20 protein-coding genes and 1 pseudogene are annotated in these 24,054 nt (G+C 49.6%); 2 read left to right on the plus strand and 19 right to left on the minus strand.

The genetic code is table 11. The features are described 5' to 3' along the window. Positions 1-47: 47 nt before the first annotated feature. Positions 48-1,271, minus strand: coding sequence for a glycosyltransferase family 4 protein (locus RSE16_03515; protein ID WRH76547.1), 1,224 nt, complete (start codon positions 1,269-1,271; stop codon positions 48-50). Positions 1,272-1,639: 368 nt separating this feature from the next. Next, positions 1,640-2,461: pseudogene (locus RSE16_03520) on the minus strand (integrase core domain-containing protein). 170 nt (positions 2,462-2,631) lie between these two features. Here RSE16_03520 and RSE16_03525 point away from each other — a divergent pair. Beyond that, positions 2,632-3,782, plus strand: a protein-coding gene (locus RSE16_03525; protein WRH76548.1) for an IS3 family transposase whose coding sequence is annotated in 2 segments (ribosomal slippage) — positions 2,632-2,884 and positions 2,884-3,782 — 1,152 coding nt in all. Because the reading frame shifts where the segments join, the coding sequence is not laid out codon by codon here. Positions 3,783-3,907: 125 nt separating this feature from the next. Here RSE16_03525 and asnB read toward each other — a convergent pair. The 14 genes from asnB to RSE16_03595 form a co-directional block, all read right to left on the minus strand. Next, positions 3,908-5,752, minus strand: a complete 1,845-nt coding sequence (gene asnB / locus RSE16_03530) for an asparagine synthase (glutamine-hydrolyzing) (GenBank protein ID WRH76549.1) — start codon at positions 5,750-5,752, stop codon at positions 3,908-3,910. 85 nt (positions 5,753-5,837) lie between these two features. After that, positions 5,838-6,629, minus strand: a complete 792-nt coding sequence (locus RSE16_03535) for a glycosyltransferase family 4 protein (GenBank protein WRH77290.1) — start codon at positions 6,627-6,629, stop codon at positions 5,838-5,840. Between the two features lie 280 nt (positions 6,630-6,909). Next, entirely contained in the window at positions 6,910-7,362 is a 453-nt protein-coding gene (locus RSE16_03540) for a DapH/DapD/GlmU-related protein (protein WRH76550.1), read from the minus strand. Next, a complete protein-coding gene (locus RSE16_03545) occupies positions 7,359-8,579 on the minus strand; it encodes a glycosyltransferase (protein WRH76551.1) in 1,221 nt (406 codons plus the stop codon). The genes RSE16_03540 and RSE16_03545 overlap by 4 nt, the downstream gene beginning before the upstream one ends. Beyond that, entirely contained in the window at positions 8,563-9,999 is a 1,437-nt protein-coding gene (locus RSE16_03550) for an O-antigen ligase family protein (GenBank protein WRH76552.1), read from the minus strand. Before RSE16_03550 ends, RSE16_03545 begins: the two co-directional genes overlap by 17 nt. Next, the gene (locus RSE16_03555; protein WRH76553.1) at positions 9,989-10,984 is read right to left on the minus strand and encodes a glycosyltransferase family 4 protein; all 996 of its coding nucleotides are present in this window, start codon (positions 10,982-10,984) and stop codon (positions 9,989-9,991) included. Before RSE16_03555 ends, RSE16_03550 begins: the two co-directional genes overlap by 11 nt. Further along, complete coding sequence (locus RSE16_03560) at positions 10,981-11,574, minus strand: acyltransferase (GenBank protein WRH76554.1); 594 nt, start codon at positions 11,572-11,574, stop codon at positions 10,981-10,983. Before RSE16_03560 ends, RSE16_03555 begins: the two co-directional genes overlap by 4 nt. 190 nt (positions 11,575-11,764) lie before the next feature. Further along, positions 11,765-12,475 (minus strand): hypothetical protein, encoded by a 711-nt coding sequence (locus tag RSE16_03565; protein WRH76555.1) that lies wholly within the window; start codon positions 12,473-12,475, stop codon positions 11,765-11,767. 106 nt (positions 12,476-12,581) lie between these two features. Beyond that, positions 12,582-13,205, minus strand: coding sequence for an oligosaccharide flippase family protein (locus RSE16_03570; GenBank protein ID WRH76556.1), 624 nt, complete (start codon positions 13,203-13,205; stop codon positions 12,582-12,584). A gap of 277 nt (positions 13,206-13,482) precedes the next feature. Further along, the gene (locus RSE16_03575; protein WRH76557.1) at positions 13,483-15,033 is read right to left on the minus strand and encodes an alginate lyase family protein; all 1,551 of its coding nucleotides are present in this window, start codon (positions 15,031-15,033) and stop codon (positions 13,483-13,485) included. A 74-nt stretch (positions 15,034-15,107) separates the two neighbouring features. Continuing rightward, positions 15,108-15,836, minus strand: coding sequence for a class I SAM-dependent methyltransferase (locus tag RSE16_03580; GenBank protein WRH76558.1), 729 nt, complete (start codon positions 15,834-15,836; stop codon positions 15,108-15,110). Positions 15,837-16,000: 164 nt separating this feature from the next. Continuing rightward, entirely contained in the window at positions 16,001-17,284 is a 1,284-nt protein-coding gene (gene wecC / locus RSE16_03585) for a UDP-N-acetyl-D-mannosamine dehydrogenase (protein ID WRH76559.1), read from the minus strand. Then, positions 17,285-18,436, minus strand: coding sequence for a UDP-N-acetylglucosamine 2-epimerase (non-hydrolyzing) (wecB, locus tag RSE16_03590; protein WRH76560.1), 1,152 nt, complete (start codon positions 18,434-18,436; stop codon positions 17,285-17,287). A 387-nt stretch (positions 18,437-18,823) separates the two neighbouring features. Next, entirely contained in the window at positions 18,824-19,189 is a 366-nt protein-coding gene (locus RSE16_03595) for a MarR family EPS-associated transcriptional regulator (protein ID WRH76561.1), read from the minus strand. 324 nt (positions 19,190-19,513) lie between these two features. On the opposite strand from RSE16_03595, the gene RSE16_03600 reads away from it, so the two are divergent. Further along, the gene (locus RSE16_03600) at positions 19,514-20,059 is read left to right on the plus strand and encodes a transcriptional activator RfaH (GenBank protein WRH76562.1); all 546 of its coding nucleotides are present in this window, start codon (positions 19,514-19,516) and stop codon (positions 20,057-20,059) included. A 76-nt stretch (positions 20,060-20,135) separates the two neighbouring features. Here the strand turns inward: RSE16_03600 and RSE16_03605 are convergent, their stop codons facing one another. From RSE16_03605 to RSE16_03615, 3 genes are read right to left on the minus strand one after another with little or no spacing between them, the layout of a single operon-like run. Then, positions 20,136-21,155: a GDP-mannose 4,6-dehydratase gene (locus RSE16_03605; protein WRH76563.1), complete on the minus strand. Its 1,020-nt coding sequence runs from the start codon at positions 21,153-21,155 to the stop codon at positions 20,136-20,138. A 19-nt stretch (positions 21,156-21,174) separates the two neighbouring features. Beyond that, the gene (locus tag RSE16_03610; protein WRH76564.1) at positions 21,175-22,425 is read right to left on the minus strand and encodes a hypothetical protein; all 1,251 of its coding nucleotides are present in this window, start codon (positions 22,423-22,425) and stop codon (positions 21,175-21,177) included. Position 22,426: 1 nt separating this feature from the next. Continuing rightward, positions 22,427-23,695, minus strand: coding sequence for an O-antigen ligase family protein (locus RSE16_03615; protein ID WRH76565.1), 1,269 nt, complete (start codon positions 23,693-23,695; stop codon positions 22,427-22,429). Between the last annotated feature and the right edge of the window lie 359 nt (positions 23,696-24,054).

Genomic DNA, 24,054 nt, shown 5'->3' on the forward strand with positions numbered 1-24,054 from the left:
AGCAAGCAGAGCGTCGATGTGAGTTGATCTAGCACTCATTCGGCTTGTCAGGCGCAGTTATCGATAATTGCAAGCATGCGCCTAGCAAGAACTTTCCGATCATAATGCTTAGCAGCCAATGGGCCGTTATGGGCCAGGCGCTTTCGTGTGTCCTGATCATCATGAAGCTGTTTTAGGCGTTCTGTTAATTCAACGTGATTTTCAGGCTCGAACGTAAGGCCAATGTCGTGTTTGCGAACAATTTCGGCCGACTCGCCTTCGACCCCATGCAGGATAGGTATCGCCATTCCCATGCATTCAAACATCTTTGATGGAATGACTGTAGTGAACAGTTCGGAGCGCCTGAGGTGTATGATCGACGTATCCAGAATTGACCAGTAACGGGCCACTTGTTCCTTCGAGACGCTGTCCAAAAAGATAACGTTTCGAAGACGTTCAGTGCGTGCACGCGCCTCAAGTTTTTGACGGTGCGCCCCGTCGCCAAGCATCAATATTCGGATCCGATCGCAATGTTCAGAGTTCGCCAGCAGGTGTGCCGCGTCAAGCAATGTATCCAGGCCATGAGCCAAGCCGTGCGTTCCAATATATCCCGCCACAAAAGCTTCTTGCAGGCCCAATTCCTCCAAAAGCTCTTGATCCTTAGGTATGGGTGAGAAACGTGAACCATCAACACCATTCGTCACGACATGGATCTTTGTGCCATCAATTCCACGGCCAATTAGGTTTTGCCGGAATGCATGGGTTACCGAGATGATTATGGTCGCCCTTCGGTATAGAAACAGCTCGACCTTTTCGAGGAGATCGAGGAACCGCTCCTTCTTCATCGCGCCAACGGCGCGGATGGACTCGGGCCAAATATCGCGTAGCTCAAATACCCAAGGCCGGCGCTTAGCGACGCTCACTGCATATGCCGCACATGCGGTAAAAAACTGTGGCGAAGTGCCTATAACTACATCGACCCGGCGTATGAATAATGAGGCAAGGAAGGCCATCACCATGAAACTGAGATAGTCTAATATGCGTTTGGCAAAACCCTCGTTTCGGGTGATGTAAGTCCAGACACGGATTACGCGGATGCCATCTATGTCCTCAGTCTGCCAAAGCCGGTTTTTATATCCTGCGAATACCTGGCCCTTCGGGAAATTCGGTGCGCAAGTGACGACGGTGACCTTCTGCCCTGCCTTTACCCATTCGCGGCAATGCTCGAACGTGCGGCTCGCTGGCGCATTGACCTCCGGCGCGAAGTTGTCGGTCAGGAAGAGTATATGCATATGATCAATTGCCTTCCACGTCCAGATTGGCGCGACCGGCCACCAAGGGGACTATGGGGCAGCGGTTGGGGATGCTTATACCAAATTTTGGGTGCAATGTTGTATCTTCTGCGCGCATGTCACCCCCTTCACTTTTTACACGCAAATTAAGACCACCGGGCAATGTGAGCAATGCTTCATTGGGGGGCATATCTTCAGCGAGATTTGCGGGTGTAAGTGAAACCGCGCTTCCGCTTGGATCCTCGAACTCAACAGATTGGTGACGTGACCCCCAGCTTTCCACCAACTGGAATTTGAGCCTGACTGCTTTTTGCACTGCTACCCAACCTTGGATCACTCATGCCCGGAGTTTTCCCCTTGCTCAGATCCGGTGGGCTGGTCTCACTAGCTGAGTTTGCCAGCATGATCGGGGGGATATTCCCGGTCGCGCTGTGCGGTCGCTCTTCATTGTAGTGTCTGCGCCAAGTCTCTAACTTTTCGCAAGTATCTTGCAGCGATAAGAACCAGCGCGCGTTAAGGCATTCGCTGCGCAGTTGGGGCCCCGTCGTCAACTGGTCATGAACAAAGTCCATCACCGACACATCGTTCGACCGGATCGCCGTCGTGCGATTCGCCCTGAGCTTCGCCTTGCCCCGCCGTTTGGGGGTCTTGTTGCGCAGCTGCAGGCCCAACTCCCTGAAAACCTTCTTCATGTTCACCTGCCAACCGTCCCGGCGCAAGAGATGGAACATCCGCCGGTAGCCATAACGGACATGCGTCTCGCAGATCTCCTTGATGCGCTTCTTCAGAAAGGCCGGATCGGCAAGGCGGGTCTGGTAGTGCTAACTGGAAGTGTCGAACGGCAGAGCCTGGCAGGCCCTCCGGATCGGCACATCCCAGTCTGATAGCATCCCATAGGAACAGCTCGCGCTTCCGATCCGGCCTCAGGGCTTTCGGCGGATGACGTCCTGCAGCATCTCACGGTCCAGCCTCAGATCGGCGACGATTTTCTCCAGTCGTCCGTTCTTGTCTTCCAGATCTCGCAGGCGCCGCATCTCTGACGGCATCAGCCCCGCGCATCTCTTCTTCCGGTTGAAGTCGATCGCTTGGCTGATCCCTGCCTTGCGACAGATCTCAGCGACTAGCGGGCCTTCCTTCCCTTGCTTGATAACGAACGCCTTCTGTGTGTCCGTAAACTTCGATGCCTTCATGCCATAATTCCTCGTCCAGCCAGGGCTGTATAACGCGAAAAACTCTAACTGCGAATGGTCCAAAATTCAGGCGGCAGAGCACAGACGCTATGCAATACTCAAAGAAAATCAGGGGGTCATGTTGACGTGCTCCCCTGAAATGTGACCGCTTTTTGGTAGAGTCTGACGATATGAAGCGAAGCAGGTTCAACGAAGAGCAGATCATTGCGATCTTGAAGGAGCAGGAAGCTGGGATGGCGACGGCGGAGGTCTGCCGCCGTCACGGGATCAGCTCGGCGACATTCTACAAGTGGAAGTCGAAGTTTGGCGGTCTGGAGGTGTCTGAGGCCCGACGGTTGCGGTCGCTCGAGGAGGAGAACTCGCGGCTGAAGAAGCTGTTGGCCGAAGCGATGCTCGACAATGCCGTGTTGAAGGATCTGGCCTCAAAAAAATGGTAACGCCCGGCGCCAAGCGGGAAGCCGTCGCCCATGCCCGGGAGCATCACGGGGTGAGCGAGCGTCGGGCGTGTGCACTGATTGGTGTGAGCCGCAGGGTGGTTCGGTATGAACCGAGCAGGCCAGATGACGGGGCGCTGCGGCAACGGCTGCGCGAGCTGGCGGCGGAACGTCGCCGGTTCGGCTGTCGCCGCCTGGGCTATCTGCTGGCGCGGGAAGGCATCGCACCCAACCACAAGAAGCTGCTGCGGATCTACCGCGAGGAAGGACTGCGCATGCGTCGCCGTGGCGGCCTGAAACGGGCGTTGGGCACGCGCAGACCGATGGTGCTGCCGGATGGCCCGAACCAGCGCTGGTCGCTCGACTTCGTCTCTGACAGCCTGATCTGCGGTCGGCGCTTCCGCATCCTGTGCGTGGTCGATGACTACACGCGGGAGTGCCTGGCGCTGGTGGCCGATACGTCACTGTCAGGTGCTCGGGTGGCCCGCGAACTGACCAGCCTGATGGGGAGTCGCGGCAAGCCGCACACGGTGGTCAGCGACAATGGGACTGAACTGACCTCGTCAGCCATCCTGCGCTGGTCGCAGGAGCGACGGGTCGAGTGGCATTACATCGCTCCGGGCAAGCCGATGCAGAACGGCTTCGTCGAGAGCTTCAACGGTCGCCTGCGGGACGAATGCCTCAACGAGATCTTGTTCACCTCGCTGGCTCATGCCCGGTTCGTGCTGGCCGCCTGGCGGCATGACTACAACACGGTGAGGCCGCACTCGAAACTGGGCGGGAAGACTCCCGCCGAGATCGCCGGCCAACGTGTCTGGGGGCATGCCCCCAGACACGTTGGCATCACATCAAACATCCATGATGAAGGAACGGGACTCTACCTCTGACTGGTAACAAGTAGGGGAGCACGTCAGGTTGTTCAAGGATTTTGATGCGAGAAATTTCGCATTCTAACCGAACTAAAAGACGAATATGTAAATCAATCCAATTGGTAAATTAAATTTTAATGAAATTACATGCTGAAATCGCGATCGTTCATTCGATGGTCGCACCAAAAAGCAAAGTAAATAAGCTGCCAAATTCTATATGTATTATTTCTTTTGCCTTTAAAATGTTCTATAATGATGCGCTCAACTGAATTTTTTTCAATAAAATTGTAGGTATTAAGGCTATCAAATATTTCCAGTGCTTTTGCCTGACCTAAACTTTTGATCATGCCGTCCAATGGGGGATTGAAACCCCTTTTAGCTCGCCGAAAATGGTGCCCGACCCCTTCGTCATGTAAGAACTTTCTCAACGGCATTTTCCCATCTAGGCCGTGGATTAAATTTTGATCATCCAGACTGTTTGCAAAACGGCTGGCCGCCTCCGAGACGAACGGTACGCGTAGTTCGACACTTTGGGACATGCTAGCCCGATCAGCCACAGTGAGATTGTGGGCCAAATAACCTGTTTGATCCAAAAAGAGTGCTCGGCGAAGTGAGGAACACGTATCAAATTGACTTAAGTGGCTATTAACTCTTTCATAAAAAAAGCGAATATCGTCGGATGTTCCGACCATCTCCGCAACTTCTGCTTCAGAGAAGTAGCCCACCAAGCTGGTATAACCGCGTACGAAATCTCCTGAGCGAACAAACTCAAGAAAACGGTGAACTCGTTTATCTCCAGGACGGAAATATGTTGCTACTTTGGCGACCAATTCACTGATAGGTTTAGTTCGACTGATGAGCGACCACTGCCGGGCTAAAGTGTACCTAGGGTAGCCGCCAAACATCTCATCGGCTCCCATGCCACTTAGCATCACCTTAAACCCTGCCTCGCGTGCAATGCCCGCAAGGGAAGCAGTAGAAATATAAGTATAATCGGAAATAAGTTCTTCATTTCCGATGGCACATTGTTGAAATGAAGCTAAAATAGTGTCTACACTATTGCCTGAATTTGGAAATTTGTAAGACTCCAGTTGTAATTTTTTTTCACGACAAAAAGCCTCAGCAACTGCCAAGTCAGCTTCGTAACCCTTTCCGTAATCTACAAAAAAGCATTTGATTCCCTCTGCCTTTGCGGCGAGTGCAATCACGCTCGAGTCTATTCCTCCGCTGTAGAAAATGCCAACCGGAACGTCAGCATTGGCCTCCAATTTAACCTGCGCCAGCACGTCAGACCAAGTCGGCTGCTTACTTTCATTTAAATGATAACGCCTGTAGATGATTTTCCGCTCGGGAAGCCTAATCTCGATTGTCGAACCAGGCATCACCTTTGCGACGCCGAGCACACCGGTCCGAGGTTCGTAGAGAAAGCCGTTAAGAAAAAACTCGCTAAACGCACTTCGATCAGGCTGAAGCCGTCTTCCTAACGCAGCCTCGACCCCCCGAATTTCAGACGATAGGACGATTTGATCGTCATGTTCATAAATGTAAAGTGGCTTAATTCCGAATCTATCTCGCCCGGCTAGAATTTGGCCTTCTTGAACGTTAATGTAAACAAAAGCGAACATACCATTAACGCGAGATAAGAATTCTTGACCAAAGATCCTAATTCCTTCAAGCAAAACTTCTGTGTCAGAGTTTGTTTTGAATTTTGATCCATAATTAATCAAATCAATTTTTAATGATTTCCAGTTATATATTTCTCCATTGTAAATTAAAACGTGCGAACCGCATTTACTTATAAATGGCTGATTTGCGTGATGATTTAAATCTATTATACTAAGTCGCCTATGCAAAGCATCAATATACCATTCATTAATCTTGTTATGGTATACTCCTGTCGCATCTGGACCTCGATGCCAAATTTTTTTTGAAATCTGTGCGGAATGAAATTTCGGAAACTTACTGATTTGAACAACGAAACCGCACATATTTTTGTCAACTCCAGAGTAATGTTGTTAAGTGAGTAAATTCACTGTTCTATTCTGTAATATCGGTGAGAATTAGTACGGATAATCAATAGTAATTTGGCGAAGCCGAGAGGTTTCTGCAAAGGCGCAAAAATACACGAGCCCACACATGACCGTCGAACCGGTTTGCAGTCGCCACGCAATCTTTGGCCAACGCTTCAGGTTCATCAATCAAAGCCTGCCGGAGCAACCCAATTGATTCGGTTAAAGATGAAGCAGAGCCCGGGTCCGAAAGCATCCAACAGCGTACATTTAAAAGTTCCGGTATAGCTCTCCAGCGGGTTGAAATTACCGGCACTCCAACGCTGAGCGCTTCGATGATCACGCCGGGGTACCCCTCTCCACGATAGAAAGTTGGCAGAAGCAGTGCGTCAAAGTTGCTGATTGTCTTAGTTACCTGACTACTATCCAGCAACCCACTATACTTCACGTTAGGCGGCAGTTCACGAGGGAGTTCACATTCGAGCGGTCCGAATATAACAAGAGACGCTGTCTTTCCAAGAGATGCAACGGCTTCGATGGCCTGAAACACTCCTTTAGTCTCTGTTACGCGACCGATGTATACCAAATTAAGACTACATCTATTGAGGCGTGGCCTCAGGTTAGCAGCATCGCCCTCTGAGAACGCTACCCGCGTGTTGGGGTACCATACGCACCGTCTGACCCCCCTCTGCTCGAAGAACCTTTTTAGCGAGCGTGTCTCTACTAACAGTAGGGGGCAGAGACGAACTAGTTGCAAACATACACGCCCCTTTATCGCGCCGTCAGAAAACCATATATCTGAGTCCCCGCCAAATAAACGAAGCAGCCAAGGGGTTTTGTAGAATACCCCCATCATCAAAAGTAGAGGCAACAAAACAAGAGCACCACGCGGTGATAGATGTACAGTCACAACGTCGTTTCTACGAAACGCGTTAGCAATATGCACGCAGTCGCGAAATAGATTTCTAACAACTTGAAACGGCCCGCCACTACCTCCCGCTAACTCCACCCGGTCGATATTTAAACCGGGGAAGGATCTGAGAATCTCTTCCAACTGCTTCAATAAAAGCGTTGTACCGCCCTCGGGCGGCGGAAACGATCCGATGATACCTATGTGCACGTTGATGGCCTAATGTTTAATCAATATGAAGGTAATGAAAATAGTCCACTCCGGCGCGCTTGATTTTTGCCGGGGCGCCAGCGACCATCGTCCCGCTCGGAACATCATCAAGTACAACCGAGTTTGCGCCAATAACTGAATTCGACCCAATGATAATCGGACCTAGCACAACGGCACCTGCGCCGATATAGACGTTGGACCCGATCTTCGGAACACCTGTAATCGTTGCCTTGCCTCCTATAGTTACGTTTTGATCAATGTGAACGTTATCGCCGATTTCCGTGTCACCGTGAATGACTATACCCAAGCCACCATATCCCAAAACCAAACCAGTTCCATGCTTCACGCTGCTCGGAAACCAACAGCAAAAAATCAGTCGGATCGAATAATCAAAAAAAAGCGACAATTTGGTCGCCTTTCGAGCCAGAAACCATGCTCCTAAGCAATGGAGAAGCATGATTATTTTCACGATAAATCTCCCGAGTGAGGAATAACTTTCAAAGTTTTAAGTCCGAATGTTCCAATATAATCATCAACATATCGACTTCGATCAAAGTATTTTTCTGCCAATTTTCTAGCCTGAACTTTGCTATTATCCTTTTTCGCTATTCTGCAAAAACGATGCAATGCATCATAATCTCTGCCAATTTCCGTAAGAGGATAGCCGGCAAGATGGTTTTCAGAAAAAACCATGCTTAGGTCGCCAACGCAAGGACTGAATATCACGGGGAGGCCACAAGCAAGATATTCCCCAACTTTAATTGGGCTCGCTGCACGATTTAGCTCAACGTCATGGCGAAGTACTACTGAAACGTCTGCTGCCGACAAAAATGCGGGGACCTTCGCGAAATCGGCGCTAACAACCTTGACCTTAACCTCGTCGATACCTGAGTCCTTTAACTTTGACGATACAATGTCTAAGTCACGAGATATTATGAGAAATCTAAAATTTTCATCTTTTTCAGATAACTTAACGAACAGGTTGATAGTATCATCAATCCGCTGCCAATGCGCCAGTCCTCCTGAGTAACAAACTACGATATGCTCATCTCTAAATTCAAATTTCTTTCGCAAGAATGTTCTGTCGGCTACAGAAAAATGGAACATATCGAGATCAGGACATGAAGGAACAACCGCTATGTCGCTGCGCCTACTGCGTAATCTAATGAAACGTTCAAGATATAATGAAACCGTCAACAATTTATCTGTTCGTCGTAAACTGAAATCTTCAAATAAAACTAGCAACTGTGATTTAAATTTATTTCCTTTGACTTCGGCACTGACGATCGATCTTACATCGAAAACAATAGTCGCGCCTAGTGGGCGGAATATTATTATTGCAGCGAAAGCGGAGAAAACAGATCGCACATATACGTGTGTGGCGTCGATTGAGCTAATGAATTCACGAGCCCGTAGGGCGCCCCATAAGCAACGGATAACCATTCCTATCGCACCCATGTGTCGCAGTATGGGCTTCATGAGCAATATTTTATCGCCTCTAGCTTGGCAATCTTGCGCGTTGTTTAGGCCGGCGTTGGCTGAGCAACCGACGATTGCAGTTGTGGCGCCCAATGCATCAAGCGTCTCCGATAACGACACTATCTGCGATTGAACGACCGGATGCCGTAAATCTAGCCACTCCGGTATGAAAAAAGCGACGGTTGTCCTTTCAAGCGGACTGTACATGCGATCTTTCCTGTTGTTGAGATAACAATTGCGTCTGATTTGCGTGTATCAACAATAGTACTAATGCAAACCATAAGAACTTCACGTCATGTATTGTGATTGTTGCTGCAATTAGAAGCGTTGATACAAATCCCAATGATAGATCCAAGAGGAAACCTCGTTCGCTGGAAACACTCGAGCGGACAGCCACATGGAGGGCTCTTTGAATTGTGAATAAAGGCACAGCAAGCCACAGAATAAGGCCAACAATGCCAGTTTCAGCAAGAATTTGGATATATGTGTTGTGTGCAGCCCATCCAACATGAACGAAGTATGAGGTCAAACCGTTTCCAAAAAACGGGGCGTTGCTCCACTCGTCCACCGCAAGGCCCCATAAGTTATAACGCTCGCCAGTAGTGCCGGACGTGTCGTTTAGCATGCTCGCCAATCGTTCTTGAAATGGGGGATAAAGAGAATAAGTTATCAGCGCTCCAATCGCCGCCACAACGCTGAAGCCGCCAAAAACCTTGCCACCCCTAGCAGCATGGTAAAATAATAGTGCAGTTGCCGCCAACATTCCCGACCGACTATATGAGCCGGCAATTTGAACGATGATCGCTGCGGAGCAAAGGAGCCATCCTAATCTCCGTTCAGGTTGCGACCTCGCGAGTGCGAGTGCAATAGCCAACCCGATTGTCAAAAGCGCACTAGCATAATTTGGCTCGTCACCTGGCCAAATGAGACGCGGCACAAGGCTGCCCGCTGAAAAAATGGCGACCCGTTGTTCGATTGCTACATCGCTAGCAGTTACCGCGTCTGCCATCAGTCCGTACAGAAAGGTGTCAGGGCCGAGCGTGACATGTGTGAATTTAACGAAAAGGGCGCTGCCAGCAGCCATCGCCCAGACCTCCATTAATGTCTTGGCGGTGCCTGATCGCGCAACAAGCACCGTTCCCGCCAGGCAAAGCAAAACAGCCTGCCAATAAAATGTAACATATTTAAAAAAATATGTTGAATCTTCGAGCCAGAAAAAAGTTAAAAGCGCATATAATGAAAATAAAATTGCTGAAATTACGGATGGATATCGGAAGTTTTTTATGAAATTTAATTTTGTTATCTCAATAAATATTCTCGGCAATAAAGCCGCGGCCGCCCATGAAAAAGCTCCACCAGGTATGAGTAGTGATGCGCTCGGTGAATGCATTATAATTATTAAAAGAGCAATTCCTGCTTTCGCACTTAAATAATTAATATAAAAAACTATGGAAATAAATATGTATATTATTGTATTTGGTAATTGAGTTATTGAAGATATGAATATTAATATCCATGCAGAAATCAGAAAATACGTTTCTCTCCATTTCCATGGCGCACTTTTTTGACTAAAATACAAGATTTTTTCTTTATTATCAGGAGATTTTACGTACTGTTTATTGAGCATAGCAGGCCAAGATGCGTTTTGCGACCGTTTGCCATATCAAGCTCTGATTGCAGCCGTATCGTTCCATCGTACACGCTGAGATCGCATAAGCTAGAGCTCTCCAGTTGTTTGGGGGGAAGCGTCCAGCGAGACCAGCCTGACAACTTGGATGTACGGGCACTGTTTCGGACACTAGAACGGGAAGGCCCGCTGCATTGGCTTCCAGTAGGACTAATGGCATAACCTCGCGAAAACTCGGTAACAACATCAAAGATGCTGCTGCATAGGCTGAGTATAGGAGCTCGTCATCATGGCCGACGTATCCCAAGAATGTGACCCTATCACCACCTTCCGTTCTGCAGCGTTCGTAATAAGCCATGTGCTCTGGGTGCGGCCTACCAATGAGTACCAAATCCCGACCAGATTCTTTACAAGCCTGAATAGATGCAAGTTGATTTTTATTCGGCTCGATGGATCCAACCTGCAAAATGAACTTTTCTTTTTTATATCGCTCACGAAAGAAATCAGGACTCGCCTTAAGAAAATTTTCCGACACACCATTAGGGATTATAGTGGTTGAACATGGGTTTACGTCGAAAAATTCGATTAGGGAATGCTGCTCTTGCTCAGTGAGGCATATTATTTTGTCAGCTAAGGACAAGAGATATGCCGACGCAGAAATATTTTTGTAAAAACCAGGAACGAAAGAGCTAAGCTTTACCTTTGCGCCGAAGAATTTGTCGGTTTGAGAGGTTATATTGAACACTGGAGATACAATCACCTGCACTCCATTGCGAGCGTAGTGCCGTGCATATGCCAAACCGCTCGGGTCTAAGGAAAATACATGACAAGTATCCAAATTACGTGGATCATAGTAATGCCAAGGGTTATAAAAATTGACGTTCACACCAAGGGACGTGAGGGCTGAGGCAGTTTCCCGGATTTGAATATGAAGTCCACCTTCATTCAGCCCGACATGCGGATATGTTACAAAGAGAATGTTCATTTTATCGTTTGCTTATCTATATTCACGCACCGCGTGCGTACCAGCCTACCAGGGTTACCTACAAAGATCGCATTTTTTGGTACATCTTTGGTAACAACAGTACCAGCGCCAATTATCGCTCCAGTTCCTACACGCACCCCTGATAGGATTATTACTCCAGCACCAATCCAAACATTATCTTCAATGTATATTTTTTTATAATCCCCCATGCCTTGTTGGTTCATAGGTTTATTAATGTCTATGAAGATATGATCTCTACCGTAGATAATAACACGCGGTCCCATCATAACGTCGCACCCTATTTCTATTTCTGCTCTGATCCAAGCATCGACGCCGATTCCGCTCCTACTTCCAATTGAAATTCCATCGCCAAAACCGAAGTCTGCACCTTTCTCAACATTGACGTCGGCGCCACAAGAACGGAAGAGGCGCTTGGCGGCCGCGAAGCGAAGTTGGCGAGCCACGCCTCCTCCTGGATAGCCACTGATCGGTAGACGCTTAGCCAGTGAGTAATAAAATAAAAATGCAAACCACTTGGTTCCCTTTACGACCAATTTCTTCGATTTTCTTAATAAAAGTGACATGCTCATAATTGTTGAATCTTTTTAGAATTTATTGGCCAAATCCGGTATTCACTGAGGGTATGAGTTTCAGTTTTGTTGAGTTCTGATCGAGCTTGATTGGCGTTGATGTTTGATATTGGGGGTGCCTGTCTATTCGGGCGCCGCCTTTTAGGTGTTGCCACAGCTTAAAGCAGTATTCTGTCATCAAAACCATATATTATCGACGCACCAGGCTTCGTAAAGTTGTGGCGAATGCCAGTACTATACAAACGGTCAAAACGCTTAAAACTACGATCCTAAAAGACAGCGCGGGCGCCCAAATGGTCATTGCGAAACAAAGTGTGAAGAGGACGCCACACGCAGAAATGCCTAAGATCATTGGATTTTTCATGTCAACCTCCATGTAGAGCTTTAATGCCGTCCCAGAAAGGCCGGCTCCCAGAATGGCTGTCGCCAGCATTGCTGCTGCTGCGCCTTTGGCACCTAAGCAAGGAACAAGGAAATATGCTCCAGCAATCATTACAAAAATTTGCGCTGCAGCAAAATATAGCACTATCCTACCGTGCCCCCGGGCAATCAATGCGGTGGCCATAAGTAGGTTCGCTCCTGAGGGCACGAGCCATATAGACAACAGCCAGGATACATCCGTTGAACCATCTAACTTCCCAGCGTACAATAATATATTTATCTCGGGGCCAAGAATTATGAGACTGGAAGAGATCAGAAATGACATGGTTAGAAGAGAGTAATATGCAATTTTGAATGACCTAATATCGAAATCTTCTTCAACAAATTTCCTTTGCAGTATTGGCCTAATGGGATCTAATATTCTCAATGAAACGGATGGTATTTGTAACGCGAGATTAAATATAGCAAGATGAGAAACATTTCCACCAAATGAAAGAAGGGATACATCTACAATTTTCATCTGCATTAAAGATAGAAGAGAGGTTGCATAAATGCTAGCATAACGAATAAATATCCGTTTTAAATTTTTTATACCATCGATAAAGAAAAATGCAGTAATATTTATTTTATATGAAAAATAAATAATTCCAAATCCCAGTAATTCTACTTATGGGCCATGATAAACAAATAAGTTCTAGCTTATAATTACTAAAAAGTGCCAAAATTGATAAAATTAACCGTTGAATTTCGGCGTTCATTAAAATTTTTGCGGAGTCGGCAGCTTTTCCATCTGCGATTTTGATGATGGTACCATTTTGAAATAGGATATTTAAAGCTATACAAGGTATGGACAATAGGAAAGCGTTGCGCGTGGGAGTAGCCATGCTCTGCGAAAAAAATCCGATTAGCAAAACGATACCCATGATCGCTACAAGTGCCTGAGCAACTCCTTGCCCGAGATAATAGGTTTGGAGTTGCCCGCTCTCAGGCGGATACACATGCGGCGCTTCTTGGATGATAGATGAGCGAAGTCCGCAGTCTACCAAAACAGAAACTATCTGAGTTATAAGCAAAACTTGAAAGTAGGTTCCGAGCTCTTCAAGAGACAAGAACCGCGCGGCACAAAATATTATTATAGTTGATATTAAAACATTTACGACAGCAGATGTCGCATTGCTTAAATATTTATTTGCAACAATTTTTCGTAAATTTATCAAGATAGATGCAGACCATTCAATAAAAGATGGCAATAATTCGACAAAATTGAATTTTATTTGTATTAAATTTCGTTGTGTCTAGAATGTAGGGTATGAATTTTATAAAATCAAAAATTTGTTCGACTAGCGAATTGAGTTCGCGTTCAAGTGTAGTGCGAGTGAGTTACTCGTTCTTCGTGCAGCACAAAGCGAGGTTCAACTAGTTTAATTCGGTTTTCTGATTCCAAAATCATGCCGATACAGTGCTGAACAAGTTTCACAACCGCATCGCCTTTGGCGCCGTGTAGGATAAGGATCGCCATGCATGCGATTATTTACTTTCTACGCTCAGGCTAGCGCGACCGGCATGTATGGGAAGGACGAGGCAGTAATTTGGGATGCTGACGCCGAATTCTGGATGCCACGTTGAGCCTTCAAGACGAAGCGGCTCACTGCAGCTTAGCAGTCGCAGTTGCTGCCCGCCGGGTACCTCGAGCAAAACGCAATCCTCAGTTATCGAAGTAACAATGACCGAGGGGTGCAAATGGAACCGGGCCTCACACTGTGCCTTCGAACTGATAGTATCTATGATGAGCAAGCGGGACTTTTTCAGTTCGAAATGACGAGTGACAAGTGGTCGTCCCGGCAGGTGCCGGTATCCGTTATGTGCCGCTTGCGCAAACTGAGCCCCGCTCCCGTCTACACCGACGGTGACTGCTAGCGGTTTGGCGCGTCGGCCAACTCGAAACCCAGACCACACTTCAGACGAATTGTGTCCTTCTATGATTACCGTGTTATGAGCTGCTGTTCCCCGCTGTCGGAGTCGTTCTGGTCCGGTACCGTATTCGGATATACCCGAATTCACAAAGATGCGGTGTCCGGCCCAAGACAGTTCGAAACTCAGTGTATCGGCATGGGCATGACCGGGGAGATAGTCGGGTCCAATCTGCGCAAGATCGGCCAGTAGGGTAAATTTGCCGACTTCCATTCTGACGTACCCGCTGCTTTCCAGATGCGTCAGCGCGGGCACAATCTCTTTTGTCTTTATATCAAGACGGCGAGCGTAGCCTGAGAGTTCTGTATTGCTGGGGGCGATGCCGAACGCTGTATCATTGAAAAAGGCGAGGTAGCCGTCGGGATGGCTCATCACCTGCAGCCATCGCAGCATCAATGGAACGTGCGTAAGCCAACTTGTTACGAGATCTTTTCGCCCGAAAGCTTTAGCTATGTTGATGAGGTCAAGCATATCTTCGAGGGCTAAGGCGTGATACATTGGACTTAGCTCAAATTGTCCGCCATCTGGCCCTATTTGTTCGGAGATCTCGCGCTTCAGGACGTTCAGGCCGCACTCGAGCCAACTTTGCGCTTCTTTTCCTGAGAAATATAAGCCTGCGAAGATGAGTGCTTTAGCGTTGGAGAAGAGGTGATTGCCGAGAAGGTGCCATTCCAGCCTGCGAGCCAACCAGCGGGTTTGAACGGCAAGACTGGCGATTGCTTCTTCAGGCAAGGCGTTGCCGGCTAACGCCCATTTGATCCAGTTCACGATCCGCAGTGATGTCGGATATGGTTCCCATCCGGAGCCTTGGCCGGGCAAGTTCGCACTGATCCACTTGCGCATTAGCACTTTGTGCCAACCAAGTCGCTCTTCGGATGCCTCGGCATTCAAGTCGTCGAAATAGTGCTGATTGTAGCGCCATAGCTTGGCCTTTGCCGGATTGTCCCACCCCAGCTCGGCAAGACTGCCCGCTTCATTAAGGAACCAGAAACATTGCGGTGCTATAAGGCTGGGTGCGCGTCGGGCTGGAACCTGCCAACTCCCGCACTGCTTCCGCAATTTCGGCGCTGTTGAAAGGTCTGGCTGCGGTCGAGCCAGCCAGAACAACGGTCGCCCATAAATCTGCACAGGACGTAGATGCCTCACCGTGCGCCATAGACGGGCCGCGTCGCGCAGTCGTTTCATGGGGTTTCGGAAGTAGGCTTCTGAAGATCCGCAATCAGCAGGATACGGAATTGGGCCAGTCCAGAAAAGCAGTTGACTAGGCGCTCGTAAGCTATGCCGAAAAGATAGCTCATTGCGGTGATCCGCAAATACTCCGGTCGACTTTCGATTAATTCCACCCTTCGAACAACAAATCCGCTACGATTAGCCAATTCCTGCACATCGTGCGGCGTGTTTGCTCTATATACGGTCGGAAAGGTGTCGACTTCGTCCCGTCCACGTAGTCGGTTAATGAACTGGTGGAAGCGGTGAGGCGTCATCCTTGCGATCAGTGGCATATAGTGCCAGCGGTTTGGGGTTTTGAAAAGCAGACGGCCGCCGGGCTTGAGGACGCGCGCGGCTTCTTTCAAGACCAGTTCCGGCTGCTCGAGATGTTCGAACACATTGTCAGAAAAGATTAGGTCGAAGCTGTTATCAGGATAGGGAATGGAATTAGCATCGCAAACCTGTCCCTCGTCGAGATAAGGATTATCGATCACTCTAGGGTCGAGGTCGATCCCGCAGATGCGTCTGGCTTTACCGCGGAAGTTCATGACAGCAATAATGCCTGCCCCGGCGCCGAGATCGAGAACGTTGTCATTGGCCCTTAGGACGGCATGGATACGTTCCGCAAATATTTGGTCATCCCAATTACCGTTCACGGCCGGATAAAAATGGCTGTCCATTCTGGCGATCATTTTACTCATCGGACTGGGCTTCCTGCTTCGTTCGAAAGACGTTAAATCTCGAATATCTAATTCTGACTAATCTGTGGGTTAGAATTAGCGTGGCCACAAAATTCGCAAATGCTCCGAATTGTGTTCTTGCTTCGGTACGAGAGCTACCGCCCCGATATCCCAAGGAGACGCGATTATGATTCAATATTAGATGACCACACACCTCTAGCGTCCACAATTAGCCCCGCAGGTGCAGGTACGGATTTGAATGATTGATGATCTACAAGCATTACATGAATATCAGCCTTTGCAGCATCTGCAAAAGAAACCAATCGAGCTTTGCTAAGTCCGGACGGCAGCGTCTTGATATTTGGCTCGATAATTAAGATCGCGCCAGGAATGGTAGAGGTCAGATCGCGCGCGATTTCCAGAGCAGGACTTTCGCGTAAATCGTCTATGTCTGGCTTGAAGGCCAGGCCATAGATCGCTAGCGTCACATCATATGCTGAGCGTGCGGGGTTGCTCATCAAGACAGCGCCGATCGCTCTCGTGACCTTTTCAATCACCCATTTGGGCTTGGCGTCGTTCACCTCTCGTGCAGTGCGAATGAGCCGTGCGTGTTCAGGCGCCGATGACACAATGAACCAGGGATCAACTGCGATGCAGTGGCCGCCAACGCCCGGGCCGGGCTGTAGAATGTTAACACGCGGATGGCGGTTTGCCAGCGAGATAAGCTCCCAGACGTTGATATCCAATGTGTCGCAAATCAGTGACAGCTCGTTAGCGAAAGCGATATTGACGTCGCGAAAACTATTTTCCGTAAGTTTAGCCATTTCGGCGACCTGTGGATTGGCTGCAATTATGCAATCGCCGCTCACGAACATCTTGTAGAGTAAAGCAGCTTCTCGTGAACAGCGACGGGTTATGCCGCCGATTATACGGTCGTTTGTGATTAACTCCTGCATCACTTTGCCGGGCAGAACACGTTCCGGGCAATGCGCAATTCGAATGTCTGATCCCTCACCAACCTTCTGTGGGAAGGACAGATCAGGTCGAGCCTCGGCGAGCCAGTCGGCCATCGCAAGAGTTGCGCCAACCGGAGACGTTGATTCGAGAACTACCAGATCGCCTGATCTGAGAACGGGCGCGATGGCTCGCGATGCGGCTTCGATGTAGCTCAGATCTGGCTCGTGATTCTCGCCTTTGAACGGTGTTGGCACCGCAATCAGGAACGCGTCAGCCGCCTCGGGTATGGTCGTGGCGCGCAGGTAACCTTGTGAGACCGCGGATTGCACGACGATATCGAGGTCTGGTTCAATGATGTGGATCTCGCCGCGATTGATCGTTTCGACAATGCTACGGTTTACGTCGACGCCGATCACTTCGATCTTTCGGGACGCGAACATCGCCGCGGTCGGCAAACCAATATAGCCGAGCCCGATGACTGAAATCCTACGGACAGATAGTTGATTTTCCATTTAAGTTCCAGGGCAGTTGAGATTGTCTGTGTTTGCTTGAATGCTCGCTATGATACGCTTGGCGGCAAAGCCGTCACCGTAAGGATTGTGCGCAAAGCTCATCGCGTCGTAAACCGCTTGATCATCAAGCAAGCTATTTACAGAAGAGACGATCAAATCTTCATTAGTTCCAACGAGGCGCACCGTTCCTGCATCTAATGCTTCGGGGCGCTCCGTGGTGTCACGCATAACCAAAACTGGCTTTCCAAGTGTAGGCGCTTCTTCTTGGACGCCCCCGGAATCAGTTAAAATCAGAGTTGAACGGTACATGAGATATACGAACGGAAGGTAATCTTGCGGTTCGATCAAGCGCACGTTGGAAAGCCCTGAAAGTAGCGCTTCAACTGGCCCTTTCACATTTGGATTAAGATGGACAGGGTAAATGATTTCTACATCAGTCCGCTTAGCTATACGTCGCAATGCGCCACAGATCCGCTCGAAGCCACCGCCAAAGCTTTCGCGACGATGACCAGTGACAAGTATCATTCTTCGTGAAGGATCAAGTGGTAGTCTTGCATCCAGATTCTGTGCTAGGATTAAGTCGCTCTCAATTCGTGCGACGACTTCCTTAAGCGCGTCGATCACCGTGTTACCGGTGACATGGATATAATCAGAGGGGACATTTTCGGCGATTAAGTTTTGACGTGAGCGCTCTGTTGGCGCGAAATGAAGCCGCGTGATTGCACCTGCAACCTTCCGATTCACCTCCTCTGGCCAAGGAGATAGGATATTTCCGGTGCGGAGGCCGGCTTCGACGTGGCCAACTGGAATGCGTTGATAATAGGCAGCAAGTGATGCAGCTAATGCTGTTGTTGTATCCCCGTGGACTAATATGAGGTCAGGGCGATAGTCTTCAAGAACGGGCTTAAGCCCATAGAGCACATTAGCCGTAAGATCCGTCAGGTCTTGCCCCGGCTTCATGAGGTCAAGATCATAGTTCGGAATAATCTGAAAGAGTTCAAGAACCTGATCGAGCATCTCTCGATGCTGCGCTGTTACGCACACACGGGAGTCGATTTGATCGGCGGCAGCAAGCGCCTTCACTACTGGCGCCATTTTGATTGCCTCGGGTCTTGTTCCGAATACCGATAAGACACGAAATGAAGTAACCATGATTATTTATTCCAAGATATCAAAAATAAGTAAGGGTAAGACATCGGTTCAATGCAACTTAGCCGCGAGCGCCATATGCCTCAAAAACTAATTGTACGTCTGGCATATTCGTCTGGTTGGTTATGCAATTGTGAACATCATCGACGGCGATTTAGAGGGGTCTCATCAGCCTGGCGCTTTCATCCAGTGTTTTTTTGCGTTCAAGCTGGCGCAGCAGTTTTAAGGTATTCGTCTCTCTCTATCCTAATTTGCATTAGCTGTTTCTATGGATAGTTTTGGGTGCTGAAGGCCCCAAGATTTTTTTGGCCAACACATGCCCTAACGGCCGAACTCTTAAGAATGAATATTGCGGTAGGCCATTTATCTTGCCAGTTGGTTTGCAACGCTTCAGTCGCGGGGAAAGTTGCGCAAATCTACCAAAAGCTCGCTGCGCAGCTGTTCCAAGTCAGCACGGATAGCCTCGTATTGAGTTGCCTTGCGTTCAATAAAACGCGCTGCAAGTCTAGCCCGATGTGCAATGCCGTTCGGCGTCAGGACATAGACGTAGCCGAGTTTGCTTTTTGACGCTTTGAAGTTAGCGAGCTTGATGTGTCCCTTGTCTATCAGCGCTTTGACGCAAAAGTTAACTGCACCAAGGCTCACGCCCACCTCTTCGGCGATCTTGCGCTGTGATAGGTCAGGTTGACTTTCCAGGAGGCGCAGGACCTTGAAATGCAAGTCTTCGCGTTGCTGTACAATCTTGTCACTAGCCATAGGATACCACCAAGGGGTTTGGGAAAAAGCTACCGCACGGCAAGTGGCGATCCACTTGCCTTGAATTGAAAAGTCTGCGATCGAACCCAGGCTCGTCGTTCACACTTGAACGTATATTGAGTCCTTGGAGATTTGAAAAGGCCTCTCCGATCTCGGTTGAACATAATTTGCTTCGCTTCGTTTCCGTCCGGTTCCTTTGCGGCGTTTTCTATCAAAATAGATCATATTCCAAAGCTGCAGGTCATTTTCATGCTAATTTTGATATTCTTTTTTATAACTAATCTCAATTGACTCTGCCGACTTTGATAATAATGACACTTGGCAATGTACGAAAAGGTTGCCGAAGCCTCCCAAGCCGCTTTAGATTTTAAGCATCCTTGGTTTGTAGCGCAAATTAAGCCAAATTCCGAGACTATCGCCAAGCGCAATTTGCTGCAGCAAGGTATTAATATATTTATGCCTTTTGAGGAATTGACCGTCCGAAAGGCGAGCAAACTGATCAATACGGGTAAGACGTTGTTCCCGGGTTACCTCTTTGTCAGCTTTGACCCCGAAATCATTAGGTGGAGAACGGTCAACAGTACGATAGGCGTTAGTCGATTGGTCGGCTTAGCCGAGGATAAACCTGCCCAAGTTCCTCTAGATTTGATTGCCGGTTTGATGCGACGCTGCGATCCATTCGGTAAGCTGCTACCGCCACTTTATCTGCATGGGGGTGATCTTGTGCGGGTGACGAATGGCCCATTTGCAGAATTCATTGGCACTGTGGAGCATTCCGGGTCCAATGAACGGATCTGGATACTCCTTGATATACTTGGCAAAAATACCCGGGTTGCTATTAGGTCTGAAGATTTAAGTCTCGCCGGTTAGTCAATGTAAATCCTTGAGATTTTTGCATTTGATGGGCTCCAGATAAGTGGCCGTCATAAATCGGCAGGGACGCTGATCAGCAGTTATAATATTCGCGATACCATTCGACGAACTTCGCAACACCATCTCTAAATGGCGTTTGGGGTTTGTAGCCGGTAAGGTTTTGCAGCAACGATGCATCGGCCCAGGTCGCGGGGACATCGCCTTGCTGCATGGGCATATAGTTGCGGATTGCCTTGGTCCCGATCTCGTCTTCAATCGCCTCGATGAAATCGAGCAAGCGCACTTTATCGGAATTGCCTATATTCACGACGCGAAAGGGGGCTGCCGGGCTAAGGCTGTCCCCGCTGGGCAGCTCCTCGGATCTCTCCGGACGTTGCGGAACGGCATCAATCAGGCCGGCAATGCCGCGCACTAAGTCCTCTACGTATGTAAAGTCGCGCCACATATCGCCATTATTGTAGATATCGATTGGCGTGCCTTCGATAATCCCTTTGGTGAACTTGAATAGTGCCATGTCCGGCCGACCCCATGGGCCGTACACCGTGAAGAAGCGAAACATTGTCACCGGCAGAGCGTAGATGTTGGCGTAGCTGTGGCCCATTGCCTCATTTGCGAGCTTCGTCGCGGCGTAAAAGGTGAGTGGTGTGGCAACCCGCTCGGTTTCAGTGAAAGGCATCTCGGTATTGGCGCCATATACGCTTGACGTCGAAGCCATCAGCAAATGCTGGACTTTGGCCTTTCTTGCTGCCTCCATCACGTTGAAAGTACCGACAATATTCGCATCGAGATAAGCGCGAGGGTTGTCGATGCTGTAGCGCACACCGGCTTGCGCCGCGAGATGCACAATTGCATCAGGTTCAAACGCGGCGATTGCATCGCTCACCCGTTCCTCATCCTCGAGCATGGCTTCAGTTGCAGCAAAACCCTCATGCTGGTTGAGCATGGCATGCCGACGCTGCTTGAGGCGTACGTCATAATAGTCTGTCATGCCATCATAGCCGGCGACTTGATGACCCTGCGACAATAGCAGTTGGGACAGATGATATCCGATAAACCCGGCGCTGCCGGTAATGAAGATGCGTTTTTGGGTCATGTACTTCTCTTGATGGCGGTTATTGTCTGGCAGCGACTAGCGCAACCGAAGCAACGGTCGCCTCGAGGCCGGTTTGCCCATTGCCGCCCGATGCGATTAAATCGAGATACTGGACTGGGCAGGACACAGGGACTGACAATTCGCTGCTGGTTGACCGTGCGCTATTCTGGACTGACCAGATCGCGCCCAAGCTGGGGACGGATGGGCAGCGCAATTGCCATTTGATGAATCCACTTACACCTTGATTGACCATGCTCAATTGGGCCCTGAAATCATAACGTCCAGGTTTCAGATAGAGGAGCTTGCTCGCGACGGTTCGGGTCGTCGCGGAGTTTGCGAATAAGGACAGCATCACCTGTCGGTCGCCGCTTGTGCGAGAAAAGGCACCGCCAACATCGGGATCATCCGACACGGTCCAGCCCATAGCGCCCAAGCTATCGTCGATATCGCTAGCATCAAATGCTGTACTTGTCAGTCGAACCGCGCGCGCGCCGGGGAGTTGAAGGTACAGTCTGCGCGCTTGGTCAAAAAAGCCTTCATTCACGAGACGCCCCAGCAACCCCAGTTCCTGATTCTTGGCGGTTTCGGGATCTGTTAGGCCTCCCGTCTCCACGATCAAATCAACCAAGGCAGGGAGATTCTGGCTATTGGAATTGGCGAAGAACAGAAAACTTGCTCCCCAGCCATTTCCGGCCCGAATATAGGGTTTGAGGTTGGTGCGTATATCTTTGTCGTCAATCGCGGATAACAGTCTGGGATAGAGAATGGACTGTGTGTCCGGCTTGGTCCGTAATGCAATGTCATAATGAACCAAGGTTTGCGGGATATTCCCTGTGCGAGCGGCAGCTTCGATCAGCCACAATTGTGCGCCCGGCTCGCGACGCGACAGCTTGGCTGCCATCCGAACATATTTTTCAGCCATGACGCTGTCGCCTTTGGTCTCAGCGACATAGCCCAAAACACGCAAAGCCTTCGCATTGATTGCTTGATTGGCAAGGGCTTCACGGGCAAGTTTCGTCACCTCGGGCGGCGGCGCCTTAGGGCTCGCGAAGAACATTTGGTCAGCGCGCGACGCGAGCGCGACGCTGTCACTGGCAACAAAGCTGAGCGCTGCGGCTGGAGCCTTGATGCGGGTAACACCGGATATTGCAAGAGCAAGCGCAAGCCATGTGCCTACCAACCCTGCAATTACGCAGATCAGCAACCTGGCCACGCCAACGGCCTTGATGCGGCTCAGCCAGTTGGTTGTTTTCTTTTTGCTCCGTGCCATCTTAACTCTCACGTCCGCCAAAAGTCTGATCAGTAACGCTGCGCCGCGCTGGTTCGGCAAGCCACAACAAACACAACGCCAACACCGCCATCATCGTAGGCGTCCGAAGCGGATAATCAGAGAGACTGGCAATAGCTATGATGCCGATCATTACAGACGCTGCGCGCGCCAACAGCACCGAACGTCGTGAACCATCCATCTGCCTCCACACGGCATAGGCTCTCAAAGCCAAAAACAATGCGCCTGCCCCAACCATCAGGAGACCTGGCACGCCGAATGTGAGTGCAGTTTCGAGAAGGTCATTATGTGCCCTATTGGCATATACTGCGATCAAAATGCTATCCGGCTCGGCAATCTGGAAGGCCTCTACAAAGGAACCGGAGCCGGAACCCCATGGGAAATATTTCCAGAAAAGACCGAGCGATACTTTCCAATAGTCTGCCCGACTGACATCCGACGCTTCTTCAAACAGACGGTCGATCGCGACCGCACGTGAAAAGAATACGGTCAGGAAGCCAACTGACAAGACGGCGAGCGCGATCAGGATCGGCGCCGCGCCGATGCGGCGCGTCTTGTCTCCGCGCCGGACCTTGCGGCTTTCCACCGGCTTTCGATAAAGCAATGTCGCCGCGATCAAGCCAATAGCTGCTCCTACAAGTCCCGAACGTGACCCTGTAACCAATATCAGAGGCACAGCCACAATGGCGATTGCGGCTGCCATAAGTATGCGGCTCTTTATTTGGTCGTCTGTGCCGGTGGCGGTCGACGCATGGACGGCCAGCATTGGAAACAAACAGGCAAGCAGCGTTGCTGCATGGTTGCGGTTGGCAAACAGCCCCACTGCCGACCCATTATTGGTGATCCGGTAAAAATACAGCGGACCTTCGGGGTCGCTGATAACCTGCAGCAATCCGATGAAACCAGACAGGGCAGCCAATGCAATCAGCAGAGGCAACAGGCGAAGCAGATCATGCCGATTGAGTTGGATGGCCATAAGTATGACGGCCAATGGCGTGGCGAGTGAAAGGAGGGCGTGCCACCCATTGGCAGGGGCAATACTCAGGGGACGCCAAACGTCGCCAAGCCCAATTAGAGCGTCGACCTGAACCAAATCTTCACGGCCCGGTAGCGCTTGCCATATTGCTGGTGGCAATGGAATGACATGAAGCAGGGCCAATAGCGCCGCGCCTGCAAAGCCCCACAATATCCATGAGCGACCGGCAAAATGCTCGGGGCGCAACGTTACGCAGGCGACTGCGCAGGCAATCACGGACAAGGGCCGCAAAATGATCAGCGATTGGACGTCAATGCGTGACGCACCACCAGTGGCAAAGACAAGACACAGAAACGCGGCCAGTATCCAAAACTGGGGCGCTGGCCTGCCGTCCGAATGTCCTGTGTTTGACAAATTGTTACCTCAAGCGGCTATAGTATTTGTATTTTTCTTGAGCAGACGCAGTAAGTTTAACGTGACTGCTTGGCAAGCATGACTATCAGCGGCTGCCCATATAGCAGTACATCGAAAAAGGGTGGAACTGAAAGAGGCTTTCGGCTAGCCCGCAGACAAATTCGGGTGGCTTCACGGCCTGCCAAGCTATGTTGGTCGCGAACACAAGCACTTAAGTTATC

This window comes from Sphingobium sp. (assembly GCA_035196065.1).
Lineage (GTDB): Bacteria > Pseudomonadota > Alphaproteobacteria > Sphingomonadales > Sphingomonadaceae > Sphingorhabdus_B > Sphingorhabdus_B rara.